The sequence below is a fragment of the Corynebacterium vitaeruminis DSM 20294 genome (genome assembly GCF_000550805.1).
GTDB classification, from domain to species: domain Bacteria; phylum Actinomycetota; class Actinomycetes; order Mycobacteriales; family Mycobacteriaceae; genus Corynebacterium; species Corynebacterium vitaeruminis.
Genome location: NZ_CP004353.1, coordinates 2,172,004 through 2,196,711, shown reverse-complemented (window position 1 = coordinate 2,196,711; position 24,708 = coordinate 2,172,004). Strand labels below are relative to the sequence as shown.

Annotated in this window: 21 protein-coding genes; 19 read left to right on the top strand and 2 right to left on the bottom strand. The window is 67.8% G+C overall.

Annotated features, from left to right (window positions below):
• The first annotated feature begins 78 nt into the window (after window positions 1-78).
• From B843_RS09960 to B843_RS09875, 18 genes are all read left to right on the top strand, one after another.
• On the top strand, window positions 79-1,722 hold the full coding sequence (locus B843_RS09960; RefSeq protein WP_025253365.1) for a cytochrome c biogenesis protein CcdA: 1,644 nt from the start codon (window positions 79-81) through the stop codon (window positions 1,720-1,722).
• 116 nt (window positions 1,723-1,838) lie between these two features.
• On the top strand, window positions 1,839-4,703 hold the full coding sequence (locus B843_RS09955; protein ID WP_038596140.1) for an FAD-binding and (Fe-S)-binding domain-containing protein: 2,865 nt from the start codon (window positions 1,839-1,841) through the stop codon (window positions 4,701-4,703).
• Between the two features lie 286 nt (window positions 4,704-4,989).
• A complete protein-coding gene (locus B843_RS09950) occupies window positions 4,990-8,097 on the top strand; it encodes a translation initiation factor IF-2 N-terminal domain-containing protein (RefSeq protein WP_081751562.1) in 3,108 nt (1,035 codons plus the stop codon).
• 215 nt (window positions 8,098-8,312) lie between these two features.
• On the top strand, window positions 8,313-8,618 hold the full coding sequence (gene rplU, locus B843_RS09945) for a 50S ribosomal protein L21 (protein ID WP_025253363.1): 306 nt from the start codon (window positions 8,313-8,315) through the stop codon (window positions 8,616-8,618).
• Window positions 8,619-8,659: 41 nt separating this feature from the next.
• Complete coding sequence (gene rpmA, locus B843_RS09940; protein WP_025253362.1) at window positions 8,660-8,932, top strand: 50S ribosomal protein L27; 273 nt, start codon at window positions 8,660-8,662, stop codon at window positions 8,930-8,932.
• 168 nt (window positions 8,933-9,100) lie between these two features.
• Window positions 9,101-10,624 carry a GTPase ObgE gene (gene obgE / locus B843_RS09935; protein ID WP_025253361.1) on the top strand — a complete coding sequence of 508 codons (1,524 nt, stop codon included), beginning with the start codon at window positions 9,101-9,103 and terminating at the stop codon, window positions 10,622-10,624.
• Window positions 10,625-10,717: 93 nt separating this feature from the next.
• Window positions 10,718-11,836 carry a glutamate 5-kinase gene (gene proB, locus B843_RS09930; RefSeq protein WP_034649666.1) on the top strand — a complete coding sequence of 373 codons (1,119 nt, stop codon included), beginning with the start codon at window positions 10,718-10,720 and terminating at the stop codon, window positions 11,834-11,836.
• 52 nt (window positions 11,837-11,888) lie between these two features.
• Complete coding sequence (locus B843_RS09925; RefSeq protein WP_025253359.1) at window positions 11,889-13,196, top strand: glutamate-5-semialdehyde dehydrogenase; 1,308 nt, start codon at window positions 11,889-11,891, stop codon at window positions 13,194-13,196.
• Between the two features lie 77 nt (window positions 13,197-13,273).
• Window positions 13,274-13,939, top strand: coding sequence for a nicotinate-nucleotide adenylyltransferase (nadD, locus tag B843_RS09920; protein ID WP_025253358.1), 666 nt, complete (start codon window positions 13,274-13,276; stop codon window positions 13,937-13,939).
• An 81-nt stretch (window positions 13,940-14,020) separates the two neighbouring features.
• A complete protein-coding gene (gene rsfS, locus B843_RS09915; RefSeq protein WP_025253357.1) occupies window positions 14,021-14,488 on the top strand; it encodes a ribosome silencing factor in 468 nt (155 codons plus the stop codon).
• Window positions 14,489-14,491: 3 nt separating this feature from the next.
• Window positions 14,492-15,199, top strand: coding sequence for a histidine phosphatase family protein (locus tag B843_RS09910; protein ID WP_025253356.1), 708 nt, complete (start codon window positions 14,492-14,494; stop codon window positions 15,197-15,199).
• Between the two features lie 6 nt (window positions 15,200-15,205).
• Window positions 15,206-16,012: a DegV family protein gene (locus B843_RS09905; protein ID WP_038595456.1), complete on the top strand. Its 807-nt coding sequence runs from the start codon at window positions 15,206-15,208 to the stop codon at window positions 16,010-16,012.
• 117 nt (window positions 16,013-16,129) lie between these two features.
• Window positions 16,130-16,804: a ComEA family DNA-binding protein gene (locus B843_RS09900; RefSeq protein WP_081751651.1), complete on the top strand. Its 675-nt coding sequence runs from the start codon at window positions 16,130-16,132 to the stop codon at window positions 16,802-16,804.
• Entirely contained in the window at window positions 16,801-18,213 is a 1,413-nt protein-coding gene (locus B843_RS09895) for a ComEC/Rec2 family competence protein (protein ID WP_025253354.1), read from the top strand. Before B843_RS09900 ends, B843_RS09895 begins: the two co-directional genes overlap by 4 nt.
• A gap of 38 nt (window positions 18,214-18,251) precedes the next feature.
• Complete coding sequence (gene holA / locus B843_RS09890) at window positions 18,252-19,217, top strand: DNA polymerase III subunit delta (protein WP_025253353.1); 966 nt, start codon at window positions 18,252-18,254, stop codon at window positions 19,215-19,217.
• A 17-nt stretch (window positions 19,218-19,234) separates the two neighbouring features.
• Window positions 19,235-19,630 carry an ankyrin repeat domain-containing protein gene (locus tag B843_RS09885; protein WP_025253352.1) on the top strand — a complete coding sequence of 132 codons (396 nt, stop codon included), beginning with the start codon at window positions 19,235-19,237 and terminating at the stop codon, window positions 19,628-19,630.
• Complete coding sequence (locus B843_RS09880) at window positions 19,620-20,261, top strand: LysE family translocator (RefSeq protein WP_025253351.1); 642 nt, start codon at window positions 19,620-19,622, stop codon at window positions 20,259-20,261. Before B843_RS09885 ends, B843_RS09880 begins: the two co-directional genes overlap by 11 nt.
• 45 nt (window positions 20,262-20,306) lie before the next feature.
• Window positions 20,307-20,954 carry an MOSC domain-containing protein gene (locus B843_RS09875; protein WP_025253350.1) on the top strand — a complete coding sequence of 216 codons (648 nt, stop codon included), beginning with the start codon at window positions 20,307-20,309 and terminating at the stop codon, window positions 20,952-20,954.
• Between the two features lie 89 nt (window positions 20,955-21,043).
• Here B843_RS09875 and rpsT read toward each other — a convergent pair whose 3' ends face one another.
• The gene (gene rpsT / locus B843_RS09870) at window positions 21,044-21,307 is read right to left on the bottom strand and encodes a 30S ribosomal protein S20 (RefSeq protein WP_025253349.1); all 264 of its coding nucleotides are present in this window, start codon (window positions 21,305-21,307) and stop codon (window positions 21,044-21,046) included.
• A gap of 252 nt (window positions 21,308-21,559) precedes the next feature.
• Entirely contained in the window at window positions 21,560-22,126 is a 567-nt protein-coding gene (locus tag B843_RS09865; protein ID WP_025253348.1) for a type II toxin-antitoxin system PemK/MazF family toxin, read from the bottom strand.
• A gap of 645 nt (window positions 22,127-22,771) precedes the next feature.
• Between B843_RS09865 and B843_RS09860 the strand changes: the two genes are divergently transcribed.
• The gene (locus B843_RS09860; RefSeq protein WP_025253347.1) at window positions 22,772-24,700 is read left to right on the top strand and encodes a phospholipase C; all 1,929 of its coding nucleotides are present in this window, start codon (window positions 22,772-22,774) and stop codon (window positions 24,698-24,700) included.
• Window positions 24,701-24,708 lie beyond the last annotated feature (8 nt).

Below are 24,708 nucleotides of genomic sequence, written 5' to 3'. Positions count from 1 at the left end.
ACACGTTGGCGCCAGGCCGCGGGCTCGGCAGCGATGCGGGTAAAGCGCCTGGCACGAGAAACTTCAAGGAGACACACCATGTGGCAAGCAATCGTCGTGGGGCTCATCGGCGGGGCGGTGACCGGCATCTCGCCGTGCATCCTGCCCGTCCTCCCGCTCGTCTTGGCGGTCTCCGGCGGCAGCCGGAGCAGGCCCTACCTCGTCGTCGCGGGCCTTGTCACGAGCTTCGCCGCGACGACCCTGCTCGGCGCCGCGGCACTGAGCGCCCTCGGCCTGCCGCGGGATACCCTGCGCTGGGTGGGCATCGCGCTTCTCGTGCTCGTCGGCATCGGCATGCTCGTGCCCTCCTTCTACCGCCTGCTCGAGGCGCCGTTCGAGAAGCTGCCCCGCTTCGGCTCCCTGCAGCAGAAGGCGCGCGGCAGGGGCGGGTTCGTCGTGGGGCTGGCCATGGGCGTGGTCTACGTGCCGTGCGCGGGGCCGGTGCTCGCGGCGATCACGGTCGCGGCGGCCTCGGACCGCGTCGATGCGCGGCTGGTTGCGATGACGCTGGGCTTCGCCGTGGGCGCGGCCGTGCCCCTGCTCGCTTTCGCGGTCGGCGGTAATCGCGTGGGGGAGCGGGTCGACTTCTTCCACCGGCACGACCGCGCGTTCCGAGTCGTCGCGGGCGTGGTGGTGCTGGCCATGGCGGCGGCGATCGCCACCAACGCCCCCGAGCGCATCCAGCGGGCGCTTCCCGACTACACCGCTGGCGTGCAGGAGGCGCTGGGAGAGAAGGTAGACGCGCCTTCCGCGAGCGGGTCGCTTAAGGACTGCCGCAAGGCCGACCCCTCGAGGCTCAGCGACTGCGGCGCGGTCCCCGCGCTTGCCGAGGGCACCTGGCTGGGCGGCGGCCCGGTCGACCCGCGCACCGCGGGTGTTACGCTCGTCGACTTCTGGGCGTACGCGTGCATCAACTGCCAGCGCGCCAACGAGCACGTGACAAAGCTTTACGACGCGTACCGCGACGCGGGCCTAACCGTCGTCGGCATCCATTCCCCCGAGTACGCCTTCGAGCACGAGACCGCCAACGTCGAGCGCGCCATGGCCGAGCAGGGCATCCACTACCCGGTGGTTCAGGACAACGAGTTCGTCACGTGGCGCAACTTCGACGACCGCTACTGGCCGGCGCGTTACCTCGTCGACGCGCACGGCGCGGTGCGCCAGATCCACGAGGGCGAGGGCGCCTACGCGGAGACCGAGTCGCTCGTGCGCGAGCTGCTCACCCAGGCCAACCCTCACGTCGTGCTGCCAGACCCCGTCGAGGACGGCGTGCAGGCCTCACCTCCGGCGCAGTCGCGCAACCCCGAGACCTACCTGGGCACCAAGCGCGCCCAGTACTACGCCCACAGCCCGCACCAGTACCGCGACGGTGAGGTCACCTTCGACGAGACCACCCCGGTCGACGGCCAATACTCGCTCGCTGGCACCTGGAACCTGGGCGGCGAGTCCATCACCGCGGTGAAAGACGCGCGGGTCCTGCTCGCCGCCAAGGCCAAGTGGGTGCAGCTGGTCGTCAGCGGCCACGGCACCGTCACCCTACGCCGGGCGGACGGCAGCGAGCCCTCCTTCGACGTTACTAGCGACGGCACCATCGACCTGGTCAAGCAGGACACCCAGATCGACGAGGTGCTCACCATCGAGGCCTCGAGAGGGCTGAGCCTCTACTCGTTTACCTTCGGCTAAACGATTCAGGAAAACTCCCAGCTCAAGCCGGCGCCGGGGAACGAGGAAGTTACTACGCTGAGAGGTAACCGGTTCTTTTCGAGAGTGGGTGCCCCGCCATGAATTCCCAGCCAGCAATCGAGCACACGACCCAGTTCACGCGCCTTGACCCCAGTGTCTACTCCAAGCACGCGCGCGCCGGGCTGCGCACCGACATGACCACCCGCGCCGCCTACGTCAGCGACGCCTCCATCTTCCGGCGCGTGCCGGCGGCCGTCGCGGAGCCCAAGACTTTTGAGGAGGTCCGCGACGCCGTTGACGTCGCCCGCGCGCACGGGTGGCCGATCGTCGGCCGGGGCGGCGGCACCTCGGTGGCGGGCAACGCGATCGGGGAGGGGCTCATCGTCGATACCTCCCGCTACTTCTCGCGGATCCTGGCTATAGACGTCGACAAGCAAACGGCAACGGTGGAACCCGGCGTCGTCTGTGACGCCCTGCGCGACGCGGTGAGCGAGTACGGGCTCACCTACGGGCCCGACCCGTCGACGCACTCGCGGTGCACCGTGGGCGGCATGGTGGCCAACAACGCCTGCGGCTCGCACTCGGTCGCGTGGGGCACGGCGGCGGAGAACCTCGTCGATGTCACGCTTTTGCTTGCCGACGGCCGTACGGTGACGCTGTCGAAGGGAGGCGCGAGCGACCCCGACATCGACCAGGCCCTGCGCGGGCTGGTCCGCGGCAACGAGGAGCTCATCCGCCAGGAGCTGGGGCGTTTTCCCCGGCAGGTGTCCGGCTACGGGCTGCACTACCTGCTCGACGAGCACGGCTTCGACGCCGCGAAGGCGGTGGCCGGGTCGGAGGGCACGCTCGGGATCATCACGCAGCTGACCGTCAAGCTCGTCAAGGTGCCTAAGGCCAAGGCGCTGGCCGTGCTCGCCTTCGACACCGTCTTCGACGCGGCGGCCGCGGCGCCGAGGCTGCGCCTGCCCCACGTCGCCACGATCGAGGGCATGGGCGGCGACCTGCTCGACGCGCTGCGCAGCAAGGTCGGCCAGGAATCCGCGGGCGGTAACCTGCCCGGCAACCGCAAGGGCATCCCCGCCGGCGGGTGGTTGTACTGCGAGGTCGGCGCGGACAACCTCGAGGAGGCCACGCGGCTGGCCCACGAGGTGGCGGAGGCGGTGCCCACGGTCGATACGATCGTGGTCACCGACCCGCAGGAGATGCGGGAGTTGTGGCGCATCCGCGAGGCGTCGGCGGGCATCGTGACGAGGCTTCCCGACGGCGGCGAGGCCTGGCCCAACTGGGAGGACTCCGCCGTCCCGCCGGAGAACCTCGCCAGTTACCTGCGCGACCTCTACGCGCTCATGGACCGCTACGGCCTGCGCGGCATCCCGTTCGGGCACTTCGGCGAGGGGTGCGTGCACGTGCGCATCTCCTTCGACTTCGGCACGGACAAGGGAGTGGAGCGCTTCTACTCCTTCATGAAGGACGCCGCCGACCTGGTCACCTCCTATGACGGCTCGCTGTCCGGCGAGCACGGCGACGGGCGCGCCCGCTCCGAGCTGCTCGACCGCATGTACTCCTCTAAGATGCGCGCGCTGTTCGAGCGCTTCAAGCTCATCTTCGACCCCGAGCGCGTGTTCAACCCCGGCGTGCTCGTCTGGGCCGACCCGGTGACCCAGGGCCTGCGCATGGGCCCGGGGCAGCGCGCCCACGAGATCACCCCGGTGCACCACTTCCCGCGCGACAAGGGCTCGTTCGTCAACGCGGTCAACCGCTGCGTGGGCGTGTCCGCCTGCCGCTCCGAGCAGGGGGCGATGTGCCCGAGCTTCCAGATCACCGGCGACGAGACGCTGTCGACCCGCGGCCGCGCACGCCTGCTGTCGGAGATGTTCCGCGGGCAGTCGCTTCCCGACGGCTTCGCCTCGAAGGAGGTGGCCGAGTCGCTGGACCTGTGCCTGTCGTGCAAGGCGTGCGTGAGCGAGTGCCCGGTCAACGTCGACATGGCCACCTACAAGGCGGAGTTCCTCCACGAGCACTACAAGGGCAAGGTGCGCCCCATGGCGCACTACATGATGGGTTGGCTGCCGCTGACCGGGTTCGTCGCCCACAAGATCCCGGTCGTGCCCACGGTCATCGACTGGGCGATGGGGGCCAAGCACCTCTCCACGCTCATCGCGCGGGTCGGCGGACTGGATTCCCGCAGGCCGCTCATACACTTTGCGCATACGTCGCTGCGAAAGTGGGATAAAACGCATACGAGCGCGGGCGTCGACAAGCAAAAGACCGTCGTTCTGTGGCCCGACTCCTTCAACTCCTCGCTGGGGACCGCGCCCGCGACGGCGGCGGTGGAGGTGCTCGAGAAGCTGGGCTACACGGTAGAGATCCCGCAGGAATTCGTCTGCTGCGGGCTGACCTGGCATTCGACCGGGCAACTCGGCGTGGCCAAGCGCGTGCTCGAGCACACCGCGAAGGCGATGAAGCCCTACCTCGACCGCGGGCTCACGGTCGTCGGCGTCGAGCCGAGCTGCACCGTGATGCTCCAAAAGGAGATGACCGAGCTCAACGACAACCCGGACCTGGTGCGGCTGGCTAAGGCGACGGTGAGCTTCTCCGGCTTCGTCGCGCCGCTGCTGAAGGAGAAGGTCGACCGCGGCGAAATCGTCCCTGGCGACTTCCGCGCGCTCACCCAGGTGCACTGCCACGAGCGCTCGCTCGGCCACAACGAGGACTCCCGGCTGATCCTCGAGGCGCTCGGCTTCGACGAGGAGCAGATCGCCACCGGTTGCTGCGGGCTGGCGGGAAACTGGGGCTTCGAGAAGGGGCACGCCGAGATGTCGCTGGCCCTCGGCGAGCGCGAGCTGTTCCCCCGGGTCCGGGAGGCGGCCGCGCGCGGCGACCAGGTCATCGCGGACGGCTTCTCCTGCCGCACGCAGATCGAGCAGGGTACGGGCGTGCGCGCCAAGCACGTCGCGGAGGTCCTCAACGAGTTGCTCTAGCTTTCCGACGCCTATCGGCGGCGTCTGCCTCGCCCAGCGCGGGGCGGACACGCCGGGGGTGGGCGCGAGGTCGGGCCAAAGTGTGAGACAATGGGCGCAAGTGGGCGTTCGGTTCGCTCCATGCTGGTTATGCCGGCGTGTTGGATCGCTGGACCTTGCGCCCTCTTATGCAATTGAGAGTGTTCACAACGAGAGTCTCACCCCTTGACTTCGTGTGGCGGCGGCTGCCTGAACGATCCGCAGCCTGCGCCCGGAGTAGGCGGGGTGGACAAATAAATATAGGGAGATGGCCGTGGCTGAATCGTCCGCGTCGGAAAGCGTGCGCAGCGCAGTGGAGCGCCCCGTGCTGGAGCAGCTCGCAGGAAACCTGCCGGAGAAGATGCGCGTGTCCGCGCTCGCCAAGCAGCTGGGCGTGACCGCCCGCGAGGTGGTTTCCGTGCTCAAGGAGCAGGGCATTAACAAGGTGGCGCAGTCGAACATCACGTTCGAGGAGGCGCAGAAGGTCCTCGGCGCCTACGCCGCCGAGGATTCGGAGGCCCCGGAGCCGCAGGACGAGGAGCGGCTGCGCTACCGCGTGCGCAAGAACGTCGACAACGAGATCGCGCAGATCGAAGAAAAGGTCAACCGGGAGCTGCAGCAGGCAACACCTGAGGAGGACGCCCCCGTCGACGAGGACAAGCTGCGTCACCGCGTGGAGAAGAACGTCGAGAACGAGATCCACCAGATCGAGGAGAAGGTGGCCAAGGACATCGAGGAGCGCCTCGGCAACGGCCTGCTCGTGGGCACCGAGGAGTCGGACGAGGACTTCGACTTCAGCGAGGACCAGTCCGACGAGGCACCCGAGGGAGTCGCCTCCGAGTTCCTCGAGGAGGTCGAGGAGGAAAAGGACGCCGAGCCGCTCGAGGACGTGACCCCGGAGATCACCCCGGCGCCCGCCCAGACGAGCTTCGCCACCCCGCTGTTTATCGCGCCGACCGTCGTCGAGGCCCCGGCCGCCGACGAGCCCTCCGACTACGCGGACGAGGACGAGGAGCACGAAGAACCCGCCGACGAGGATTCTTCGCGCAAGCGCCGCCGCGGTCGCCGAGGCACCAGCCGCGGGCGCGGCGCCGAGGAGGCCGAGCACGCCGAGGAAGAGGCCCCCATCGAGGAGCCGCTGGCGATCAAGGGCTCGACGAGGCTGGAGGCGCAGCGCCGCCGCCGCGTCGAGCTGCGCGAGGAGTCCCGCAAGAAGCGCCACGTCGTCTCCGAGGCCGAGTTCTTGGCGCGCCGCGAGTCCGTCAAGCGCACCATGGTGGTGCGCGAGCGTGAGCGCATCGACCACCCGGGTCTTGTCACCCAGGTCGGCGTGCTCGAGGACGACATGCTGGTCGAGCACTTCGTCACCTCGGACACGCAGTCGTCGATGGTGGGCAACATCTACCTGGGCCGCGTGCAGAACGTGCTGCCGAGCATGGAGGCGGCGTTCATCGACATCGGAAAGGGCCGCAACGGCGTGCTCTACGCCGGCGAGGTCAACTGGCGCAAGGCTGGTCTGGGCGGCAAGAACCGCCGCATCGAGCAGGCGTTGAAGTCGGGCGACCAGGTGCTGGTGCAGGTCTCCAAGGACCCGATCGGGCACAAGGGCGCGCGCCTGACCACGCAGATCTCGCTCGCGGGCCGCTACCTGGTTTACGTCCCGGGCGGGCGCTCGGCGGGCATTTCCCGCAAGCTGCCCGTGCCGGAGCGCAAGCGTCTGAAGGAGATCCTGCGCAAGGTCGTCCCGGGCGACGGCGGGGTCATCATCCGCACGGCCGCCGAGGGCGTGAGCGAGGAGGCCATCGCGGCCGACGTCGGGCGCCTGCACACCCTGTGGGAGCAGATCCAGGAGCGCACGGCCAAGGAGACCAGCTCCAAGGGCGCCAAGCCCGTGACCATGTACGAAGAGCCGAACATGCTGGTCAAGGTCGTCCGTGACCTGTTCAACGAGGACTTCAGCGAGCTCATCGTCGACGGCAAGCGCGCCTGGAACACCGTGCACGCCTACATCCAGTCGGTCGCACCCGAGCTGGTCGAGCGGCTGACCCACTTCGACCGCGAGGAGCACGATGGCCGCGACGCGTTTGAGGTCCACCGCGTCAACGAGCAGATCCAGAAGGCGCTGTCGCGGAAAGTGTGGCTGCCGTCCGGCGGCACCTTGGTCATCGACCGCACCGAGGCGATGACCGTCATCGACGTCAACACCGGCAAGTTCACCGGCTCCGGCGGCAACCTGGAGGAGACGGTCACCCGCAACAACCTCGAGGCCGCGGAGGAGATCGTGCGCCAGATGCGCCTGCGCGACCTGGGCGGCATGATCGTCGTCGACTTCATCGACATGGTCCTGCCCGAGAATCAGGACCTCGTGCTCCGCCGCCTGAAGGAGACCCTGGGCCGCGACCGCACCCGCCACCAGATCTCCGAGGTCACGTCGCTGGGGCTCGTGCAGATGACCCGCAAGCGCCTGGGCACCGGCCTGCTTGAGACCTTCTCCACGGAGTGCGAGCACTGCGAGGGCCGCGGCGTCATCATCCACGAGGACCCGGTCGAGCACCGCGAGGCCGCGCCGTTCAAGTCCGCGCAGCAGCACGGGGTTCGTCACCAGGACCCCACCCAGCACCCGGCGGCGGTGGCCATGCACCACGATGAGCCAGAGCAGCATGAGGAGGCGCCCGCCAAGCCGAGCATCGAGGAGCTCGCCGCGGCGGTCGTCGTCGAGCAGGAGGCCCCCGCGGAGGAGACCGAGCACGCGCCGCGTCGCCGTCGCCGCGGGTCGCGCTCCTCGCGCCGCGCCAAGGTTGAAGCTGAGGTGCAGGAGGAGACCTCGGAGGTGCTCGACATCGTCAACGCCGCCGTCGAGCGCGCCGACGAGGAGGACCCCGACGAGCCTAGCGGCGCCGACTACCTGCCGGCCGAAGAAAAGGTTGAGAAGGCAGGAAAGTCCCAGTCCTACGAGGACGCTCTCGCCGAGTTCGAGGCGAGCCCCAGGCGCAAGCGCAAGGTTCGTGGCAATTCGCTTTCCGACGTCCCGCCGCGCCCCGAGGATTTCCACGAGGCCCCGGCGCAGGAGACCCCCGAGGAGCCCGAGCGCCCGCGCGGCCGTCGCCGCGCGAAGCGCGCCACCAAGCCGGTGGCGGCGGCCGAGGCGCAGCCCATCGTGAATGAGGCGGAAACCGTAGGCGTCGACAAGCAGGAAAAGCCAACGCGTGGTCGCAGGCGCGCTGTGCGTCGCAGCGGCGGGTCGGCGGTGCAGGAACACACCGAGGTGAAGAAGAGTTCCGCTCGCTCGTCTGTGGCGAAAGCGGACACCAGTGACGTAAGTGACAAGCCCGCTTCCGGGCGTGGTCGCAGGCGCGCGGTGCGTCGAAGGGGCTAAGATAGCGCGGTTTGTCTTTTTCGGTGCTAAAGGGGTAGTCTTTGACAGTCGCTGTTTTAGGATGACTATCCCTTTCGCCCGCAGCCGTTTTCGGTGTGTGCGAGGCGGGGTCTGGACCGTCGCCTGAAACGCAATAGTTAAGAGAAGTTTTTACGTCCGCTCGGTGCGCCCCTTGGCGCCCCGGGCCCGAGTAATAGATAAGGGGTAGCCCTCGTATGTACGCGATCGTCAAGACCGGCGGCAAGCAGTACAAGGTTGCCGAAGGTGACCTCGTCAAGGTCGAGAAGATCGAGGGTGAGCAGGGTTCTTCCGTGGCTCTCACCCCGGTTCTGCTCGTCGATGGCGCAAATGTAACCTCTAAGTCCGAGGAGCTCGCAAAGGTGAGCGTCGCGGGCGAGATCGTCGAGCACGTTAAGGGCCCGAAGATCAAGATCATGAAGTACAAGAACAAGACCGGCTACAAGAAGCGTCAGGGTCACCGTCAGCAGCTGACCGTGGTCAAGATCACCGGTATCAAGTAAGGCTTAAGCCTTCTAGATCATTCCCGGAGGAGGGAAAACCAATGGCACACAAGAAGGGTGCATCTAGCTCCAGCAACGGTCGCGATTCCAACGCCAAGCGCCTTGGTGTTAAGCGTTTCGGTGGCCAGCAGGTCAACGCAGGCGAGATCCTCGTCCGTCAGCGCGGCACCAAGTTCCACCCAGGTGAGAACGTTGGCCGTGGCGGCGACGATACCCTGTTCGCACTGGCCGACGGCGCGGTGGAGTTCACCATCAAGCGCAACCGTCGCACCGTGAACATCGTTCCGGCTGCTGCAGAGGCTGCCGAGGCCTAAGCCTTCGCTGTAAGCCTTAAGATAAACGCCCTCGGGACCCGCGTGCGGGACTCGGGGGCGTTTGCGCAGCTTGGCGGCTGCCACACGACTGTAGGATGAAACAGAAAAACGCGGGAGAACCCCGCGAGGCCGGGTGACGGGCCGACAGAAGGTGACGAGGAAGAAAAGATGGCACGATTCGTAGACCGGGTGGTCTTGCACCTGGCGGCAGGCGACGGCGGCAACGGCTGCGCCTCCATCCACCGCGAGAAGTTCAAGCCCCTCGGCGGCCCCGACGGCGGCAACGGCGGGCACGGCGGAGACATCGTCTTGGAGGTCTCCCCGCAGGTCCACACCCTGCTCGACCTGCACTACCGCCCGCACATCAAGGCGCAGCGCGGGGCGAACGGCGCGGGCGACCACCGCAACGGCGCGCGCGGGGAGGACCTGGTCCTCGAGGTTCCGGCGGGCACCGTGGTGCTCAGCGAGCAGGGCGAGACGCTCGCAGACCTGACCACCGTCGGCATGCAGTTCATCGCCGCGAAGGGCGGCTTCGGCGGCCTCGGCAACGCCGCGCTCGCGTCGGCCGCCCGCAAGGCCCCCGGGTTTGCGCTCAAGGGCGAGCCGGGGGAGCAGCATGACATCGTCCTCGAGCTGAAGTCCATGGCCGACGTCGGCCTGGTGGGCTTCCCGTCGGCGGGTAAGTCCTCGCTCATCTCCGTGCTCTCGGCCGCCAAGCCGAAGATCGGCGACTACCCGTTTACCACCCTGCAGCCCAATCTCGGCGTGGTCGAGGTGGGGCACGAGACCTTCACCATCGCCGACGTGCCCGGGCTCATCCCCGGCGCCTCCGAGGGCAAGGGCCTGGGCCTGGACTTCCTGCGGCACATCGAGCGCACCGCCGTGCTCGCGCACGTGGTGGACACCGCGACGATGGAGCCCGGCCGCGACCCGGCGAGCGACATCGAGGCGCTCGAGAACGAGCTGGCCGCCTACCAGAGCGCGCTCGACGAGGACACCGGCCTGGGCGACCTGCGCGACCGCCCGCGCATCATCATCCTCAACAAGGTGGACATCCCGGAGGCCGAGGAGCTGGCGGAGTTCGTCAAGGACGACCTCGAGAAGCAGTTCGGCTGGCCGGTGTTCATCATCTCCACGGTGGCCCGTAAGGGGCTCGACCCGCTGCGCTACAAGCTCTTGGAGATCGTGCAGGAGGCGCGCCGCAAGCGCCCGAAGCAGAAGGCGGAGAAGATCGTCGTGCGACCGAAGGCCGTCGACGCGCGCGGCAAGGGCCACGACTTCGACATCACCCCGGACCCGGAGATCGAGGGCGGCTTCATCGTCTCGGGCGAGAAGCCGGAGCGTTGGATCCTCCAGACCGACTTCGAAAACGACGAGGCCGTGGGCTACCTCGCCGACCGCCTCAACCGCCTCGGCGTGGAGGAGGCGCTCTACAAGGCGGGCGCGAAGGCGGGCTGCACCGTCTCCATCGGCCCGATCTCCTTCGAGTGGGAGCCGATGACGGCCGCGGGCGTCGACCCGACGCTGACCGGCCGCGGCCAGGACATCCGCCTGTCGCACACGACCCGCCGCTCCGCCCAGGAACGCAAGCGCGCCTCCCAGGTGCGCCGCGGGCTCATCGACGAGTTCGACTTCGGCGACGACCAGGAAATCACCCGCGAGTCCGCGAACAAGGATCGCTGGCAGGGCTAGCCGCTTGCCGACGCCTACGGCGGGTGGCGCGCGGTCGCGCTTGTAAGATAACTGTCTATGACCGCAACGCCTGCCGCCCCCGCCCGCCAGTTCATGCCCGAGGAGGAGCTGCGCCAGTACATCTCGAAGGCGCGGCGGATCGTGGTCAAGATCGGGTCCTCGTCGTTGACGGGCAAGAACTTCCGGGTTGACCCGCAGCGCATCAACCGCATCGTCGACGCGCTGCACGCGCGCATCGAGCGCGGCTGCGACCTCATCGTCGTCTCCTCGGGCGCGGTGGCCGCGGGCATGGGCCCGCTGGGGCTGTACAAGCGCCCGACCGACCTGGCCTCCAAGCAGGCCACGGCGGCGGTGGGGCAGGTGCACTTGGCGCACACGTGGAGCGAGTCCTTCAAGCACTACGGCGTGGTCACCGCGCAGGTGCTGCTCACCGCCTCGGACGCGGGCGTGCGCGAGCGTGCCCGCAACGCCCAGCGCACCCTCGAGCGCTTGCGCCAGCTGGGCGCGGTGCCGATCATCAACGAAAACGACACGGTCGCGACCACCGAGGTGCGCTTCGGGGACAACGACCGGCTGGCGGCGATCGTCGCCAACCTCGTCGGCGCGGACGCGCTCATCCTGCTCTCCGACGTCGACGGGCTCTACGACAAGAACCCCGCAGAGCCGGGCGCGCGGTTTATCTCCCAGGTCCGCGACGGCAATGACTTAAAGGGCGTCGTCGCCGGCGACGGCGGCGTCGTGGGCACCGGCGGGATGGGGTCGAAGATCTCTTCCGCGAGGCTCGCGTCGCGGGGTGGGGTTCCGGTGCTGTTGACGTCGGCAAGCAACATCAGCGCGGCGCTTGACGACGCCAGCGTGGGAACGGTCTTCCACCCGAAGGAAAACGGGCTGTCTGCGTGGAAGTTCTGGGCGCTGTACGCGGCGGACACCACGGGTAGCCTGCGGATTGACGCGGGCGCGGTCAAGGCCGTGACCACGAGCGGGCACTCGCTGCTGGCGGTGGGGATTACGGAGATCGACGGCGACTTCCACGCGGGTGAGATCGTGGAGATCCTCGATCCCGACGGCCAGATCGTCGGCCGCGGCGAGGTCAACTACGACTCGAACGTGCTGCAGGGGATGCTCGGCAAGCACAGCGACGAGCTGCCCGAGGGGATGCAGCGCCCGGTGGTGCACGCCGACTACCTCTCCGACTATGCCACCCGCGCCTAGGGGTTGGGTCGGGGAGTAGATCGGGTACCCCCGGTGGTTATACTCGGGGGTTATGAAGATTGATCAACAATTTAGCGAACTTTCCCCGGAGCGCGCGGCCGAGCGCGAGGAGGTCTTGGCCAAGGCCCGCGCGGCCAAGGACGTGGCCCCCGTTTTAGCCAAGCTCACCAGCGATAAGAAAAACGAGATCCTGCTGGACGCGGCGGCGACCCTCGTGGGCGCCACCGCGGAGATTATCGCCGCCAACCAGGCCGACATCGACGCCGGCCGCGCCCGCGGCATGAGCGAGTCGCTCATCGACCGCCTCAAGCTCGACGAGGGGCGCATCGAGGGGATCGCGGGCGGCCTGCGCCAGGTGGCAGGCCTTGCCGACCCCGTCGGCGTCGTCGTCGCGGGCCACGTCATGCCCAACGGCATCCAGATGCGCCAGGTGCGCGTGCCCCTAGGCGTGATGGGCATGGTGTATGAGGCGCGCCCCAACGTCACCGTCGACGCCTTCGGGCTCGCGCTCAAGGCGGGCAACGTCGCGCTGCTGCGCGGCTCGAAGTCGGCGCGCACCTCGAACGAGAAGCTCGTCGAGATCTTGCAACGCGTGGTCACCGCCCACGGCCTGCCCGCCGAGGCCGTGCAGCTGCTTCCCTGCGATAGCCACGACAGCGTCCAGGACCTCATCACCGCCCGCGGGTTCGTCGACGTGGTCATCCCCCGCGGCGGCGCGGGGCTCATCGAGGCCGTGGTCACGGGTGCCACCGTGCCCACCATCGAGACCGGCACCGGCAACTGCCACTTCTACATCGACCGCGACGTCGCGGACCTAGGCCAGGGCATCGCCATGCTGCTCAACGGCAAGACGCGCCGCTGCTCGGTGTGCAACGCCACCGAGACCGTGCTTATTGACGCTGCGTTGGCGGACTCCGACAAGCTCGCGATCATCGAGGCCCTGCAGGAGGCCGGGGTGACCGTCCACGGGGAGGTCGCCGAGCTCGAGGCCTTCGGCGCGAGCGAGGTCGTCCAGGCCGAGGAGCAGGACTGGGCCGACGAGTACCTCTCCTTCGACATCGCCGCCAAGGTTGTCGACGGCATCGACGGGGCGCTGGCACACATCCGCCGCTACACCACCGGGCACACCGAGGCGATCGCCACCGGCAAAATCGCCACCGCGCAGCGCTTCGCAGACGAGGTCGACGCGGCCGCCGTCATGATCAACGCCTCCACGGCGTTTACCGACGGCGAGCAGTACGGCATGGGCGCGGAGATCGGCATCTCCACGCAGAAGCTGCACGCCCGCGGCCCCATGGCGCTGCCCGAGCTGACCACCACCAAGTGGATCCTGCAGGGTCAGGGGCAGACGCGCCCGTAGGTCGGTGGCCGTAGGCGTCGACAAGCAACTGCAATAAGTTGGCGCTCAAAGTGGCCAACAAGCTAGGCTTTTTGGCTATGAATACTGTAGCCCCGCGCCGCGTGGGGATCATGGGTGGCACCTTCGACCCGATCCACCACGGTCACCTCGTGGCGGCGAGCGAGGTGGCCGCGCGCTTCTCGCTCGACCTCGTGGTGTTCGTGCCCACCGGCAACCCGTGGCAGAAGTCCGACCGCGAGGTCTCCTCTGCTGAGGACCGCTACCTCATGACGGTCATCGCCACCGCCTCGAATCCGCGGTTTACGGTCTCGCGCGTCGACATCGACCGCCCCGGCGAGACGTACACGATCGACACGCTCGTCGACCTGCGGCGGCAGTTCCCCGACTCGGAGCTGTTCTTCATCACCGGCGCCGACGCGCTGTCGAGCATCTTAAGCTGGCGCGACTGGGAGAAGGTCCTGGACCTGGCCACCTTCGTCGGCGTGACCCGGCCCGGCTACGAGCTCACCGAGGACTTCCTGCCCGCCGACCGGCGAGAGAAGGTCGAGCTCATCGAGATCCCCGCGATGGCGATCTCCTCGACCGGCTGCCGCCGGCGCGCCCGCGAGGGGCTGCCGGTGTGGTACCTCGTGCCGGATGGGGTCGTGCAGTACATCGCCAAGCGGCGGCTGTACCACCCGGGTGGGGTGGACGAGGCGCGCGACCCCGATCCCGATTTGGGCGATGTTGCCCACGTCGGTTAGGCAACCCGTCGCCATTCGTGGGAAAATGGCCTTTAATCTGTATTATTTGTCTGTCTATCGATCCCATATAAGGACATATTTGTGACTGCATCTCAGGACACCATCCGGCTGGCTGAAATCGCTGCTCTGGCTGCCGACGAAAAGCAGGCGAGCAACATCGCCGTGCTGGATGTCTCCGACGTCATGGCGATCTCCGAGGTCTTCGTGCTCGCCTCCGCCGACAACGAGCGCCAGGTGCGCGCCATCGTCGAGGAGATCGAGGACCAGCTCACCGCCGTCGGCGAGGAGCCGAAGCGCCGCGAGGGCAACCGCGAGAACCGCTGGGTGCTGCTCGACTACGGCATGCTCGTCATCCACGTCCAGCGCAACACCGAGCGCGACTTCTACGGCCTCGACCGCCTCTACCGCGACTGCCCGCTGCTCGAGGTGGAGGGCGTGGAGACGATGCAGCGCCCCGGCGAGTGGGACGAGGACGTCGATGTCCGCGCTGTCGAGTCGCTCGACGAGATCCCGCTCGCCGAGCCCGAGCCCGAGGAGGACGAGCTCTAAGCCATGACTCGCCGCTTAATGTTGCTGCGCCACGGACAGACCGACTACAACGCCACCCGACGCATGCAAGGACACCTTGACACCGAGCTGTCGGCGGTCGGCGTGGAGCAGGCGCAGATGGCGGCGGACTACCTGGCCACCCAGCCGATCGGCAAGATCCTGTGCTCCGACCTCTCGCGTGCGCGCGTGACCGCGGAGATCATCGGCCGCGCGGTCGGGATCGAACCCGAGATCGATCCCCGCCTGCGCGAAACCAACCTGGGCGTGTGGCAGGCCAAGACCCACCAGGAGGTCGACACCGAGTACCCCGGGGCGCGTGCCGCCTGGCGCCACGACGCCACGTGGGCCCCGCCGGAGGGCGAGTCGCGGGTGCAGGTCGCGGGACGTGCGCGCTCGGTCATCGACGAGCTCATGCACTCCTTCGACGAGTGGGACAACACGACCGTGCTGGTCGTGGCCCACGGCGGGACGATCAGCGCCTTGACCTCCAGCCTGCTCGACCTGAGCGTGTGGCAGTACCCGATGTTCTCCGGGCTGGGGAACACCTGTTGGGCGCAGCTGACGGCGCGCCCGCGGTTCTTCGTCGGTTCCAACGACGCCGACTGCCAGGGCGACGAGGTGCCGCCTTCTGCCATGTTCGACGCCTCCAACGTCGCCGGTGCCCAGTGGTACCTCGACGGGTGGAACATGGGTGTGGCCCTAGGAAGGTAGGGGCCCATGCCGGTACGAATCGTCACGGACTCGTCCTCGGGGCTGCCCGAGGACGTGGTCAAGGAATTAGACATCACGGTCGTCGACCTGCACCTGGTCTCCGAGGAGGGGGACCACCAGTCCACCTCCGGGCTGTCCGCCCTCGAGCTGACCGCGGCGTACGCCCGCCAGCTGGAGCGCGGCGCCGACGACGGGGTGGTGGCGCTGCACCTGTCGAAGGAGCTGTCCTCGACGTGGTCGGCCGCGGTGACCGCGGCGGGTGTGTTCGACGGGACCGTGCAGGTCATCGACACCAACTCCGTCGGCATGGCGGTGGGTGCCGCGGCGATGGCGGCAGCTAGGCTGGCGCTCGACGGGGCTGGCCTCGACGAGTGCGTCGACCTCGCCCAGGACACGCTTCTGCGCTCTGAGACCTGGCTCTACCTGCACCGCATCGACGAGCTGCGCAAGTCCGGGCGCATCTCCGCGGCGACGGCGCTGCTGTCGACGGCGCTTGCCACCAAGCCGATCATGCACCTAAATAGCGGCCGCATCGAGCTGGCCGTAAAGACCCGCACGCAGTCGAAGGCGCTGGCCAAGCTCACCGAGCTCATCAGCGCCCGCGCCCAGGGCGAGCCGGCGTTCATCGCCATTCAGCAGTACGACGCCAAGGAGGCCGCCCGCGCGCTCGAGGAGCAGCTCCAGGAGGCGCTGGCCGAGCGCACCTCCATCATGATCACCGACATGGAGGAGACCCTCGCGATCCACTGCGGCCCCGGCGCGCTGGGGGTCTCGGCCGTGTTCAGCTCGCCGCCGCCGGAGGCCGCAACCTAGACGAAAGTTGGGGTTAAGTAGTTATCCACAGCTTAGTTTCCGCAGGTCGCGCGAGTTATCCACAGGATTTGGCCTTCATCCCTTGCCACAAGTGGCGAGGGATTTAGCATGTCGGACATGGGCAAGAAACTAGGCGCAGCAAACATCAAAGAAGGCGTCGCGGGGCGGATCGGGGAGCTTACCCGGCCGACGGGCGAGGAGGACCTCATGCACGTCCGCCTCGAGCGCCCGCGGCTGCGGCTGAGCAGGGCGCAGGTGGCGGTCGCGGGGTTCGTCGCGCTCCTGGCGGGGGTCGCCTATTTCTTCGCGGGCGGTCCAGAAGAAGTCGTCGCGCCCGCGGAGGTCGGCGTCGCGGGGCAGGCGGAGCCGAGCACCCTCGCCTCGCCGGTGGTGGCGGTCGTGGGCGATGTCCCCACTCCCGGCCTGCACACGCTCACCCCTGGCGCGCGGGTGGCCGACGCCCTGCTCGCCGCGAGCGAAGGCATCGACCTCACCGCGCCCCAGCTGGGCGGGCTGAACCTGGCTGAGCGGCTCAGCGACGGCGCGCAGATCCGGGTTCCCTTCCCCGGCGAGCCCGTGGCCCAGGCCCCGCCCGGCGAGGGCAAGCTCAACCTCAACCAGGCCACCGCCGAGCAGCTTACGGCGCTCAAGGGGATCGGCCCGAAAACCGCGGAGGCGATCGTGGCGCACCGGGAAGCGATCGGCTCGTTTAGCTCGGTCGAGCAGCTGCTCGACATCCAGGGCATCGGCCCGGCCAAGCTCGCGGCTATCAAAGAGGAGGTCACGGTGTGAAGGACCTGCGCCTGCTTCCCGCAGCGCTTGCGGTGTGGGCGGCGACGCTGGCGGTGGTGTGGGGCAGGGGCTGGCAGTGGGGCGCGCTGACCTGCGCCGTCGCCGCGGTCGTTCTCTTCCGCGCCCGCGGGCAGGCCGTCCTCGTGGCGGTTCTCGGCGCGCTCGCGACGGCGGTGGCGCAGCGTCGCATCGCGCTTGCCGACGCCATCCGGTGGCCCGACCGGATCCTCGCCCGCGCGGCGGGCCCACCAACGAAGACCGGCTCCGGGTGGGTGCTGCGGACCCGCGTCGAGGGGAGCCCGGGGACGCTGCCGGTGTTCTCCCGCGACGACGGCCTGGCGGGCGTGCGGGTGGGCGACCAGGTCGTGGTCTCGGGCGGGGTAGTAGAGGCCGACGCGCCTTCGGTCGTCGGCAAGCTCTATGTCGCGAACCACGTCGACGCGCACCGCGTGGCCGCGGGTTGGGCAGGCTGGGTGGGGGAGCTGAAGGCGGAGTTTACGGACAAAGCGGCGGAGCTGCTCGGGCAGCCGGGCGCGGGGCTCTTGCCGGCGATGGTGATGGGGGATACCAGCGGTCAGTCGGCGCAGGACAAGGAGGCCTACCTCGCGACGGGGCTGGCACACTTGAGCGCGGTGTCGGGCGGCAACGTCGCCATCGTCACCACGGCCGCGGTGGTAGTGCTCGCAGCCCTGGGCGCGGGGCCGCGGGTGCGGCTTGCCGGTGCGGGTCTGGCGCTTGTCGGCTTCGTTGCGGTCGTGGGGTTCGAGCCGTCTATCCTGCGGGCGTCGGCGACCGGCGCGATCAGCCTCGTCGCCATGGCCTCGTCGACGAAGGCCCCACCGATCCACGCGCTGTGCCTCGCGGTCATCGGGCTCGTGCTCTACGACAGCGACCTGGCCGCAAGCTTCGGCTTCGCGCTGTCGGTGGCGGCCACGGCGGGGATCGTCGCGCTGACCCCGTTTTTTCACCGCGGGCTCGCCGAGCTTTCCTGGCCGGACGTACTGACCAAGGCGGTGGCCGTTGCGATCGCCGCGGAGGTATCCACCATGCCGCTGGTCGCGCTGGTGGCGGGCAAGGTCTCCGTCGTGGGTGTTGCGGCGAACGTGCTGGTGGCGCCCGTCGTCGCCCCGATCACGGTCATTGGCCTCGTGGGGCTGGTGCTCACGGCCCTGCCCGGCGGCCTCGAACAGATCGCCATCGGGCTTTCCAGCCCGCTCGTCGGCTTCGTCGGCCTCGTCGCGCGCTGGGGTGCGCGCCTGCCCCAGGCGAGCGTCCCCGTTCCCCACGACGCCGTCGGCGTGGGGTTCGTGGTCTTGCTTAGCTGTTGGGTGGTTGCGTTGCTTGTCGACGCCCGCCCCAGGCTGGCCGCCGCCATCGCGGGGCTGGCGCTTGTTTTCGCCGTGGCCTAGCCGCGTGACCCCGCGCGGCGTGTGGCACGATGGACTACATGAGTTCACCGCTAGCGCAGACGCACCTGATCCTCGGCGAGGAGGAGTTCCTCGCCGAACGCGCGCGCCTCGGCCTTGTCGACGCCATCCGGCAGCAGTCCCCCGAGGGCGAGAACCTCGTGGTAAGCACCCTGCGCGCGGGCGAGGTCACGGGCCCTGAGCTCATCGACCTGCTCTCGCCCTCGCTGTTCGGCGAGGACCGCATCGTGGTGTTCAACCACGCCGAGGACGCGGGCAAGGAACCGATCGACCTGGTCGTCAACGCAGCCAAGGATCCCGGCCCCGGCATCTACATGATCATCGTCCACAAGGGCGGCGGGCGCACCAAGGCCGTGGTGGACAAGCTCAAGAAGCTCTGCCAGGTCCACGAGGTGCCCAAGATGCGCCCGAGCGAGCGCCCGCAGTGGGTGATGGCCGAGTTCAAGCGCAACGGCGTGCGCCCCACCCCGGACGTCGTCAACGCGCTGCTCGAGGGCGTGGGCTCTGACCTGCGCGAGCTCGCCAGCGCGGTGGCCCAGCTCGTCGCCGACACCGGCGGCAACGTCACCGCCGAGGACGTGCGCCGCTACTACGTCGGCGTGGCCGAGGTCTCGGGCTTCGACATCGCCGACCTCGCCTGCTCCGGGCAGCTCCAACGCGCAGTGGCCTCCACGAGGCGCGCGCTCCAGCTCGGCATCAGCCCGGTCGCGCTGTCGGCGGCGCTGAGCATGAAGGTCTCGGCCATCGCGCGGCTGTATTCCAGCCGCGGCCGCATCAACGCCCAGGCGCTGGCGGGACCGCTCGGCATGCCGCCGTTCGCGGTGGAGAAGGCCGCGAAGGTGGCCAGGCGCTGGAACGGCGACGCCGTCAGCCGTGCCGTCATCCTCATGGCCGACCTCGACGCGGCCGTCAAGGGTCAGACCGGCGGCGACGACAAGTTCGCCATCGAGGACGCGGTACGCCGCGTCGCCGAGCTCGCACGATAGCAACAAGGAGATTCACCATGGCAACACCCGACGACGTAGCTCAGCTGGCCAGCAAGCTCTTCGACCTCGCCCGCTCGAGCGACGGGACGGAGCTGGCCGCCTACATCGACCAGGGCGTCAACGTCGACCTCATGAACCAGGACGGCAACACCTTCCTCATGCTCGCCGCGTACTCGGGCAATGTCGCGGCCCTCGACGTGCTCATCGCCCGGGGCGCCGACGTCAATCGCCTCAACGATCGCGGTCAGTCGCCGCTTGCCGGCGCGATTTTCAAGAAGGAACCGGAGGTCGTCGACAAGCTGATTGCGGCGGGCGCCGACCCCGACGCCGGGCACCCGACCGCCATCGAGTGCGCGCGCATGTTCGGCCAGGAGGAGCTCGCCGCGCGACTGGAGGCGCTTCGTGGGCGTTAGCCAGCTGCTGGCGCTCATGGGGATCAACCTGCTGGGGATGATGACCCCGGGCCCGGACATCTTCCTCGTGACGAGGCTTGCGACCCGCTCGCGGCGGCACGCGCTCGCCGCCGTGTTCGGCATCGCGACGGGGCTGTTCGTGTGGGTAAGTCTCACGGTGATGGGCGCGGCTGCCCTGCTCACGGCCTACCCGGCGCTGCTCGGCGCCATCCAGGTCGCAGGCGGCGGGTGGATCTTCTACATGGGCGTGCGGATGCTGCAGGCGGCGCGGGCGCAGTGGGGCCAGCCGGTCGCGGGCGCGGATGCGGTCGACGTGCTCGGCACGCCCGCCACCTGCTACCGGCACGGGCTGGCCACCAACCTGTCGAACCCCAAGGTCGTCATCTACCTGTCGGCGATCATCGCGCCGATGCTGCCGGCCTCGCCGAGCGTGCTCACCGGGGTGGAGGTCGTCGCCGCGATGGTGGCCTCCAACATCTTCGGCTTCGGGCTGTTGTCGCTGTCGATCAGCACGGAGCGACTGCGCTCGCGCTTCCTCGCGATGTCGCAGTGGATCGACCTGGCCGCGGGTGTGTTCTTCCTCGTGGCGGGCACGCTCCTTGTCCTAAGCGGCGTGCGGGAGTTTGTGTAGGCTGCGTCGTAGGCGGCAGGGGAGCGGGGCCTAGAATGGGTGCCCATGAACGCGATCATCCTGTCCACGAACCTCGGCCGCCCGCAGCTCGACCCGGGTGGTTCGCAGCGCCAAAGCGGCATCGATAAGCGCCCGGTCGACTCGCTGGAGGTGTTCGCTCCGGGCCCCAACTACGGCGATGGCTCAGGGGTGGTGGGCGATACCGTCGGCGATGTAAAGCACCACGGCGGCGCCCAGAAGGCCGTGTACGCGTTCTCCCGCGAGCAGCTCGACTACTGGCAAGACCGTCTGGGCCGCGAGCTCGCGCCCGGCAGCTTCGGAGAGAACCTCACCACCGAGGGGATCGACCTAGCGGCGCTGCTCATCAACCAGCGAGTGCGGGTGGGCACCGCCGAGCTGGAGGTGTCCACCTCGCGCCAGCCGTGCCGCACGTTCGGCGCGTGGATGCGCGAGGCCGGGTGGCTGAAGGCCTTCATCGGGCACGGCCACTGCGGCGCGTACTTCCGCGTCGCCAAGCCCGGGGTCATCCGCGCGGGCGATCCGATCGAGCTCGTCGGCCGCCCCGACCACGACGTCGACATGTTCACCCTCTTCGCCGCCAACACCGGCGACAAGCAGGCCGCGCGACGGGTGGTGGAGGCACGCTGCATGCCCGAGATGTATCGGGGGCGGTTCGAGGCCATGCTGCCTTAGCTTGTCGACGTCCTTCGGTGCCGAAGGCGTCGACAAGCAAAAGGCGCCCACCGAAAAACGGCGGGCGCCTTGAGCGAAGCAACAGTGCTTTAAGCGAGCTTGTTCAGCGCGCGGGCCATGTTGGACTTCTTGTTAGCAGCGTTGTTGCGGTGGAACACGCCCTTGGAAACGGACTTGTCCAGCGCGCGGGAAGCAACGCGGAGCTGAGCCTCAGCAGCGGCCTTGTCGCCAGCAGCAACGGCAGCACGGAACTTGCGGATCTCGGTGCGGACTGCGGAGCGGACGGCCTGGTTGCGCAGACGAGCCTTCTCGTTGGTCAGAATGCGCTTCTTCTGGGACTTGATGTTTGCCATGTCAGATGCCTCTTATCTCTTACTAATGCCACAGGCGATGACTTCCCGGAGATGACTGGTGTGAGGAGCCGATCTCGTCGGTCTCTTTCCTATCGATCCCAAGGTCCTGACCGATGAGGGGAAAAGACGTCGTTGCCGGTGAACGTGAATTGACAACGAGGTAACACCCTACCAGCTCCGCCGAGGGGAAACCAAAACGCCCCTGCATCGTCTGCAGGGGCTCAGCGTCGGACTTAGGTGAAGGTGGAGGGGCTAGGCCCAGCCGTAGTCGGCGCGCAGGCGGTTGGCGATGCGCTCGAAGCGGGACTGGGGGATGACCGCGCCCTGGCGGCGGATGGAGGTCTCGGGCAGCTTGATGACCTTGTCCAACCGCACCCAGGACTGGCGGCCTGTCTCGTCCCAGGGGCCGGCGCCGATGTCGAGCCAGGAGTCTTCCTTCTTGTGCACGGGGTTGGGGGAGGTGATGAGCCCCAGGACGTCGGAACCGTGGCGGCCGATGACCACGAGCGCGCGCTCCATGGGGGTGGACTCGGCGTTCATCGGCGGCGCCCAGAACCACACGACCTCGCCGGGGTCGACCTGGCCGTCCATGTCGGGGGCGTAGAAGATGCTGCGCGCGCAGTCCGCCGAGGGGGCGACGTGGCACTCGGGGCTATCCAGGCGCGTGCGCACGAGGTGGTGGGCCTCCTTGAGACCGAGGCGGTCGTTCAAGTGGGCGAGTCCGTCGTCCAGCGGGTTTTTGTGTTTGTTAATCCGGTCGGTGACGAGCTTGGCGATCTTCCCGCGCAGGTTGATCCGCTCGCGTTGTGTGCTGCCCATGATGACTTACCAGTGACTCATCTTCGTCCCAGGTCCCGCCGCTGGTGACGCGGGGTTTTTCGCGTCAAGTGGCGGCGGGATCCCTCGTTGTGCCTAGTTTCTTAAGATACTCACAAATTCTATCTGCACTCTACGCGATAATATTACCTAAGGCGAACCTTTGTTTTCGGAGTGTCGTGGGACACGGTGGCCCCGGGAGCTGGGGCGTTGTGAAACGAGTTTCAAAAGCATCCAAGGTTGGGCGGCGGATGGTTCTCGTGGGGCGGTAGTCGGCGACGGGAGGCCGCTGAGAAGTCGTACCCAGGGCCTTGCGTAAACGACGATTGAACGCGGCATGGCGAACGAGTGGCGGTGCGGGGATCGCGGGCTGAAATCTTGGTGAATTCCGCAAAAAGGGCAGTTTGCGATGAATCGAAAAAGATGTATTAACCAGCGGTGATGTGTGCATGTGAAACGGGACCCGGAGTGTGAAAACAACATTGAGAGATTCCGGCTCGAGGAGTTAGATGCTCATCGAAAAGCGTGCCGACTCCGCATCCACATTCGGTTGGACACCGGAATGATCCTCGATGCCTTGGCTGAAACCGCTGCGAAGCCCACCTACGCTTTTGCCACTTCCCCCAAGAGAAAAGGTGCCAGACAGTCATGTCCTCCCATTCCCCCTCCCGTAAGGGACTCTCGCTGTGCGCGGCGGCCGCCACCTGCGCGGCGTCGATGCTCGCCGGAGCCGGTGCTGCCTCGGCCGAGGATTCCACCGCAACACCTATCAAGCACGTGGTCGTCATCTACTCGGAGAACATCTCCTTCGACCACTACTTCGCCACCTACCCCAACGCGGCCAACACTGCGGGAGAGACCATGCAGGGAAGCAACGCCCCCGCGCCGAGTTTCACCGCGAAGGCCGACACCCCGAAGGTGAATAACCTGGAAACCGCCAACCTGCTCGGAGACGCGAACCCGAACTCGGTCAAGCCCTTCCGCCTCACCCCGGGCCAGGCCGCCACCACGGACCAGAACCACGAGTACTCCGCCGAGCAGGAGGCCGCCAACAACGGCGCGATGGACAAGTTCCCCGAGACCGTGTCCACCGACGTGGACAAGTCTTCCAACGGCTACTTTGCGGCACCGGGGCTGACGATGGGCTACTACGACGGAAACACCGTGACGGGGATGTGGAACTACTCGCAGAACTTCTCGATGAACGACAACAGCTTCTCGACGATCTTCGGGCCATCCACCCCCGGCGCGCTCAACCTCGTCGCCGGAACCGTCGCCAACGCCACCATGCACGATCCGGCCACCGGCGAGCAAGCGACTATTGAGCCGGGGAAGTCATCCGCCCTCGCGGGGGTGCCTGCCGACGGGAAGACCGCCACCGTGGTCGGTGACCCCGATCCGCTCTACGACGACTGCTCCAACGCTTCGTCCGCGTCCACCAACAAGGTGGCGGCGCTGAGCGACAAGAACATCGGCGACCAGATGAACGAAAACGGTGTGACCTGGGGATGGTTCCAGGGCGGATTCCGACCGACGGAGCAGGCCACCGACTCCTCCCGCGCGCGCTGCGGCTCGGCGCACAAGACGCTCACCGGGCAGACCCAGGCCGATTACAACCCGCACCACGAGCCGTTCCAGTATTACGCTTCTACAGCCAACCCGCACCATCTCGCGCCGAGCAGCGACTCTATGATCGGCCAGACGGATCAGGCGAACCACCAGTACGACCTCTCGGACTTCGATACCGCCCTGAAGAATGGAAACCTCCCCGCGGTGAGCTTCCTCAAGGCTGCCAATTACCAGGACGGCCACGCCGGCTATTCGAACCCCTATGACGAGCAGGCCTTCATGACCCACTACATCAACGAGCTTCAGAACTCGAAGGAGTGGGACTCCACCGCCGTTATCATCGCCTACGACGACTCCGACGGATGGTACGACCACCAAGCGCCGAAGATCCTCAACGGATCCAACGACACCACGATCGATGAGGAGACCGGCTCGCCGGTCGACGCGGAAATCTGCACCTCGGCGGCGCAGAGCGTGGGGGTCGCGGGCGGCTCAAACGGCCAGTGCGGCCCGGGCACCCGCCAGCCGCTCCTGGTGATCTCGCCGTACTCCAAGGTCAACTACGTCGACAGCACCTACACGGAGCAGACCTCCATCACCAAGTTCATCCAGGACAACTGGAACCTGGGCCGCCTCGGCGGCAACTCCTTCGACGACCGCGCCGGGGTCCTCAACAACATGTTCGATTTCGCGGCGGGCGCTACCGCACCGAAGGTGTTCCTCAACGAGACCGACGGAACGGTTGCTTCCTCCTACGAGGAAGTCAAGAAGGTCGATGATTCCTCCCGCGCGACGACGGGACTAAAGAGCGTCGCCGACGGCATGAACGACCCCACCGTGACGGAACAGGGGACCTCCCCGCAGGTCATGCTCAGCGCGAGCAGCCAGGCTGAAACCTCCGGCTCCTCCAGCAAGGGTCTGTGGGCAGGCGTCGGCATCGGCGTCGTGGTGGTTCTCGGGGTCATCGCGTGGTTGGCAAGCCGGAGGAAGAGCAGCTCCGCCAAGTAGCCCCCGCC

What these genes read in the sequence shown, in the direction of transcription:
- rplU (WP_025253363.1), top strand. Translation starts at nt 8,313, where the DNA reads ATGTACGCGATCGTCAAGACCGGCGGCAAGCAGTACAAGGTTGCCGAA.
- B843_RS09900 (WP_081751651.1), top strand. Translation starts at nt 16,130, where the DNA reads ATGGGCAAGAAACTAGGCGCAGCAAACATCAAAGAAGGCGTCGCGGGG.
- rpmA (WP_025253362.1), top strand. Translation starts at nt 8,660, where the DNA reads ATGGCACACAAGAAGGGTGCATCTAGCTCCAGCAACGGTCGCGATTCC.
- B843_RS09960 (WP_025253365.1), top strand. Translation starts at nt 79, where the DNA reads ATGTGGCAAGCAATCGTCGTGGGGCTCATCGGCGGGGCGGTGACCGGC.
- holA (WP_025253353.1), top strand. Translation starts at nt 18,252, where the DNA reads ATGAGTTCACCGCTAGCGCAGACGCACCTGATCCTCGGCGAGGAGGAG.
- B843_RS09950 (WP_081751562.1), top strand. Translation starts at nt 4,990, where the DNA reads ATGGCCGTGGCTGAATCGTCCGCGTCGGAAAGCGTGCGCAGCGCAGTG.
- B843_RS09875 (WP_025253350.1), top strand. Translation starts at nt 20,307, where the DNA reads ATGAACGCGATCATCCTGTCCACGAACCTCGGCCGCCCGCAGCTCGAC.
- B843_RS09885 (WP_025253352.1), top strand. Translation starts at nt 19,235, where the DNA reads ATGGCAACACCCGACGACGTAGCTCAGCTGGCCAGCAAGCTCTTCGAC.
- rpsT (WP_025253349.1), bottom strand. Translation starts at nt 21,307, where the DNA reads ATGGCAAACATCAAGTCCCAGAAGAAGCGCATTCTGACCAACGAGAAG.
- nadD (WP_025253358.1), top strand. Translation starts at nt 13,274, where the DNA reads ATGAATACTGTAGCCCCGCGCCGCGTGGGGATCATGGGTGGCACCTTC.
- obgE (WP_025253361.1), top strand. Translation starts at nt 9,101, where the DNA reads ATGGCACGATTCGTAGACCGGGTGGTCTTGCACCTGGCGGCAGGCGAC.
- B843_RS09865 (WP_025253348.1), bottom strand. Translation starts at nt 22,126, where the DNA reads ATGGGCAGCACACAACGCGAGCGGATCAACCTGCGCGGGAAGATCGCC.
- B843_RS09910 (WP_025253356.1), top strand. Translation starts at nt 14,492, where the DNA reads ATGACTCGCCGCTTAATGTTGCTGCGCCACGGACAGACCGACTACAAC.
- B843_RS09860 (WP_025253347.1), top strand. Translation starts at nt 22,772, where the DNA reads ATGTCCTCCCATTCCCCCTCCCGTAAGGGACTCTCGCTGTGCGCGGCG.
- B843_RS09925 (WP_025253359.1), top strand. Translation starts at nt 11,889, where the DNA reads ATGAAGATTGATCAACAATTTAGCGAACTTTCCCCGGAGCGCGCGGCC.
- B843_RS09905 (WP_038595456.1), top strand. Translation starts at nt 15,206, where the DNA reads ATGCCGGTACGAATCGTCACGGACTCGTCCTCGGGGCTGCCCGAGGAC.
- proB (WP_034649666.1), top strand. Translation starts at nt 10,718, where the DNA reads ATGCCCGAGGAGGAGCTGCGCCAGTACATCTCGAAGGCGCGGCGGATC.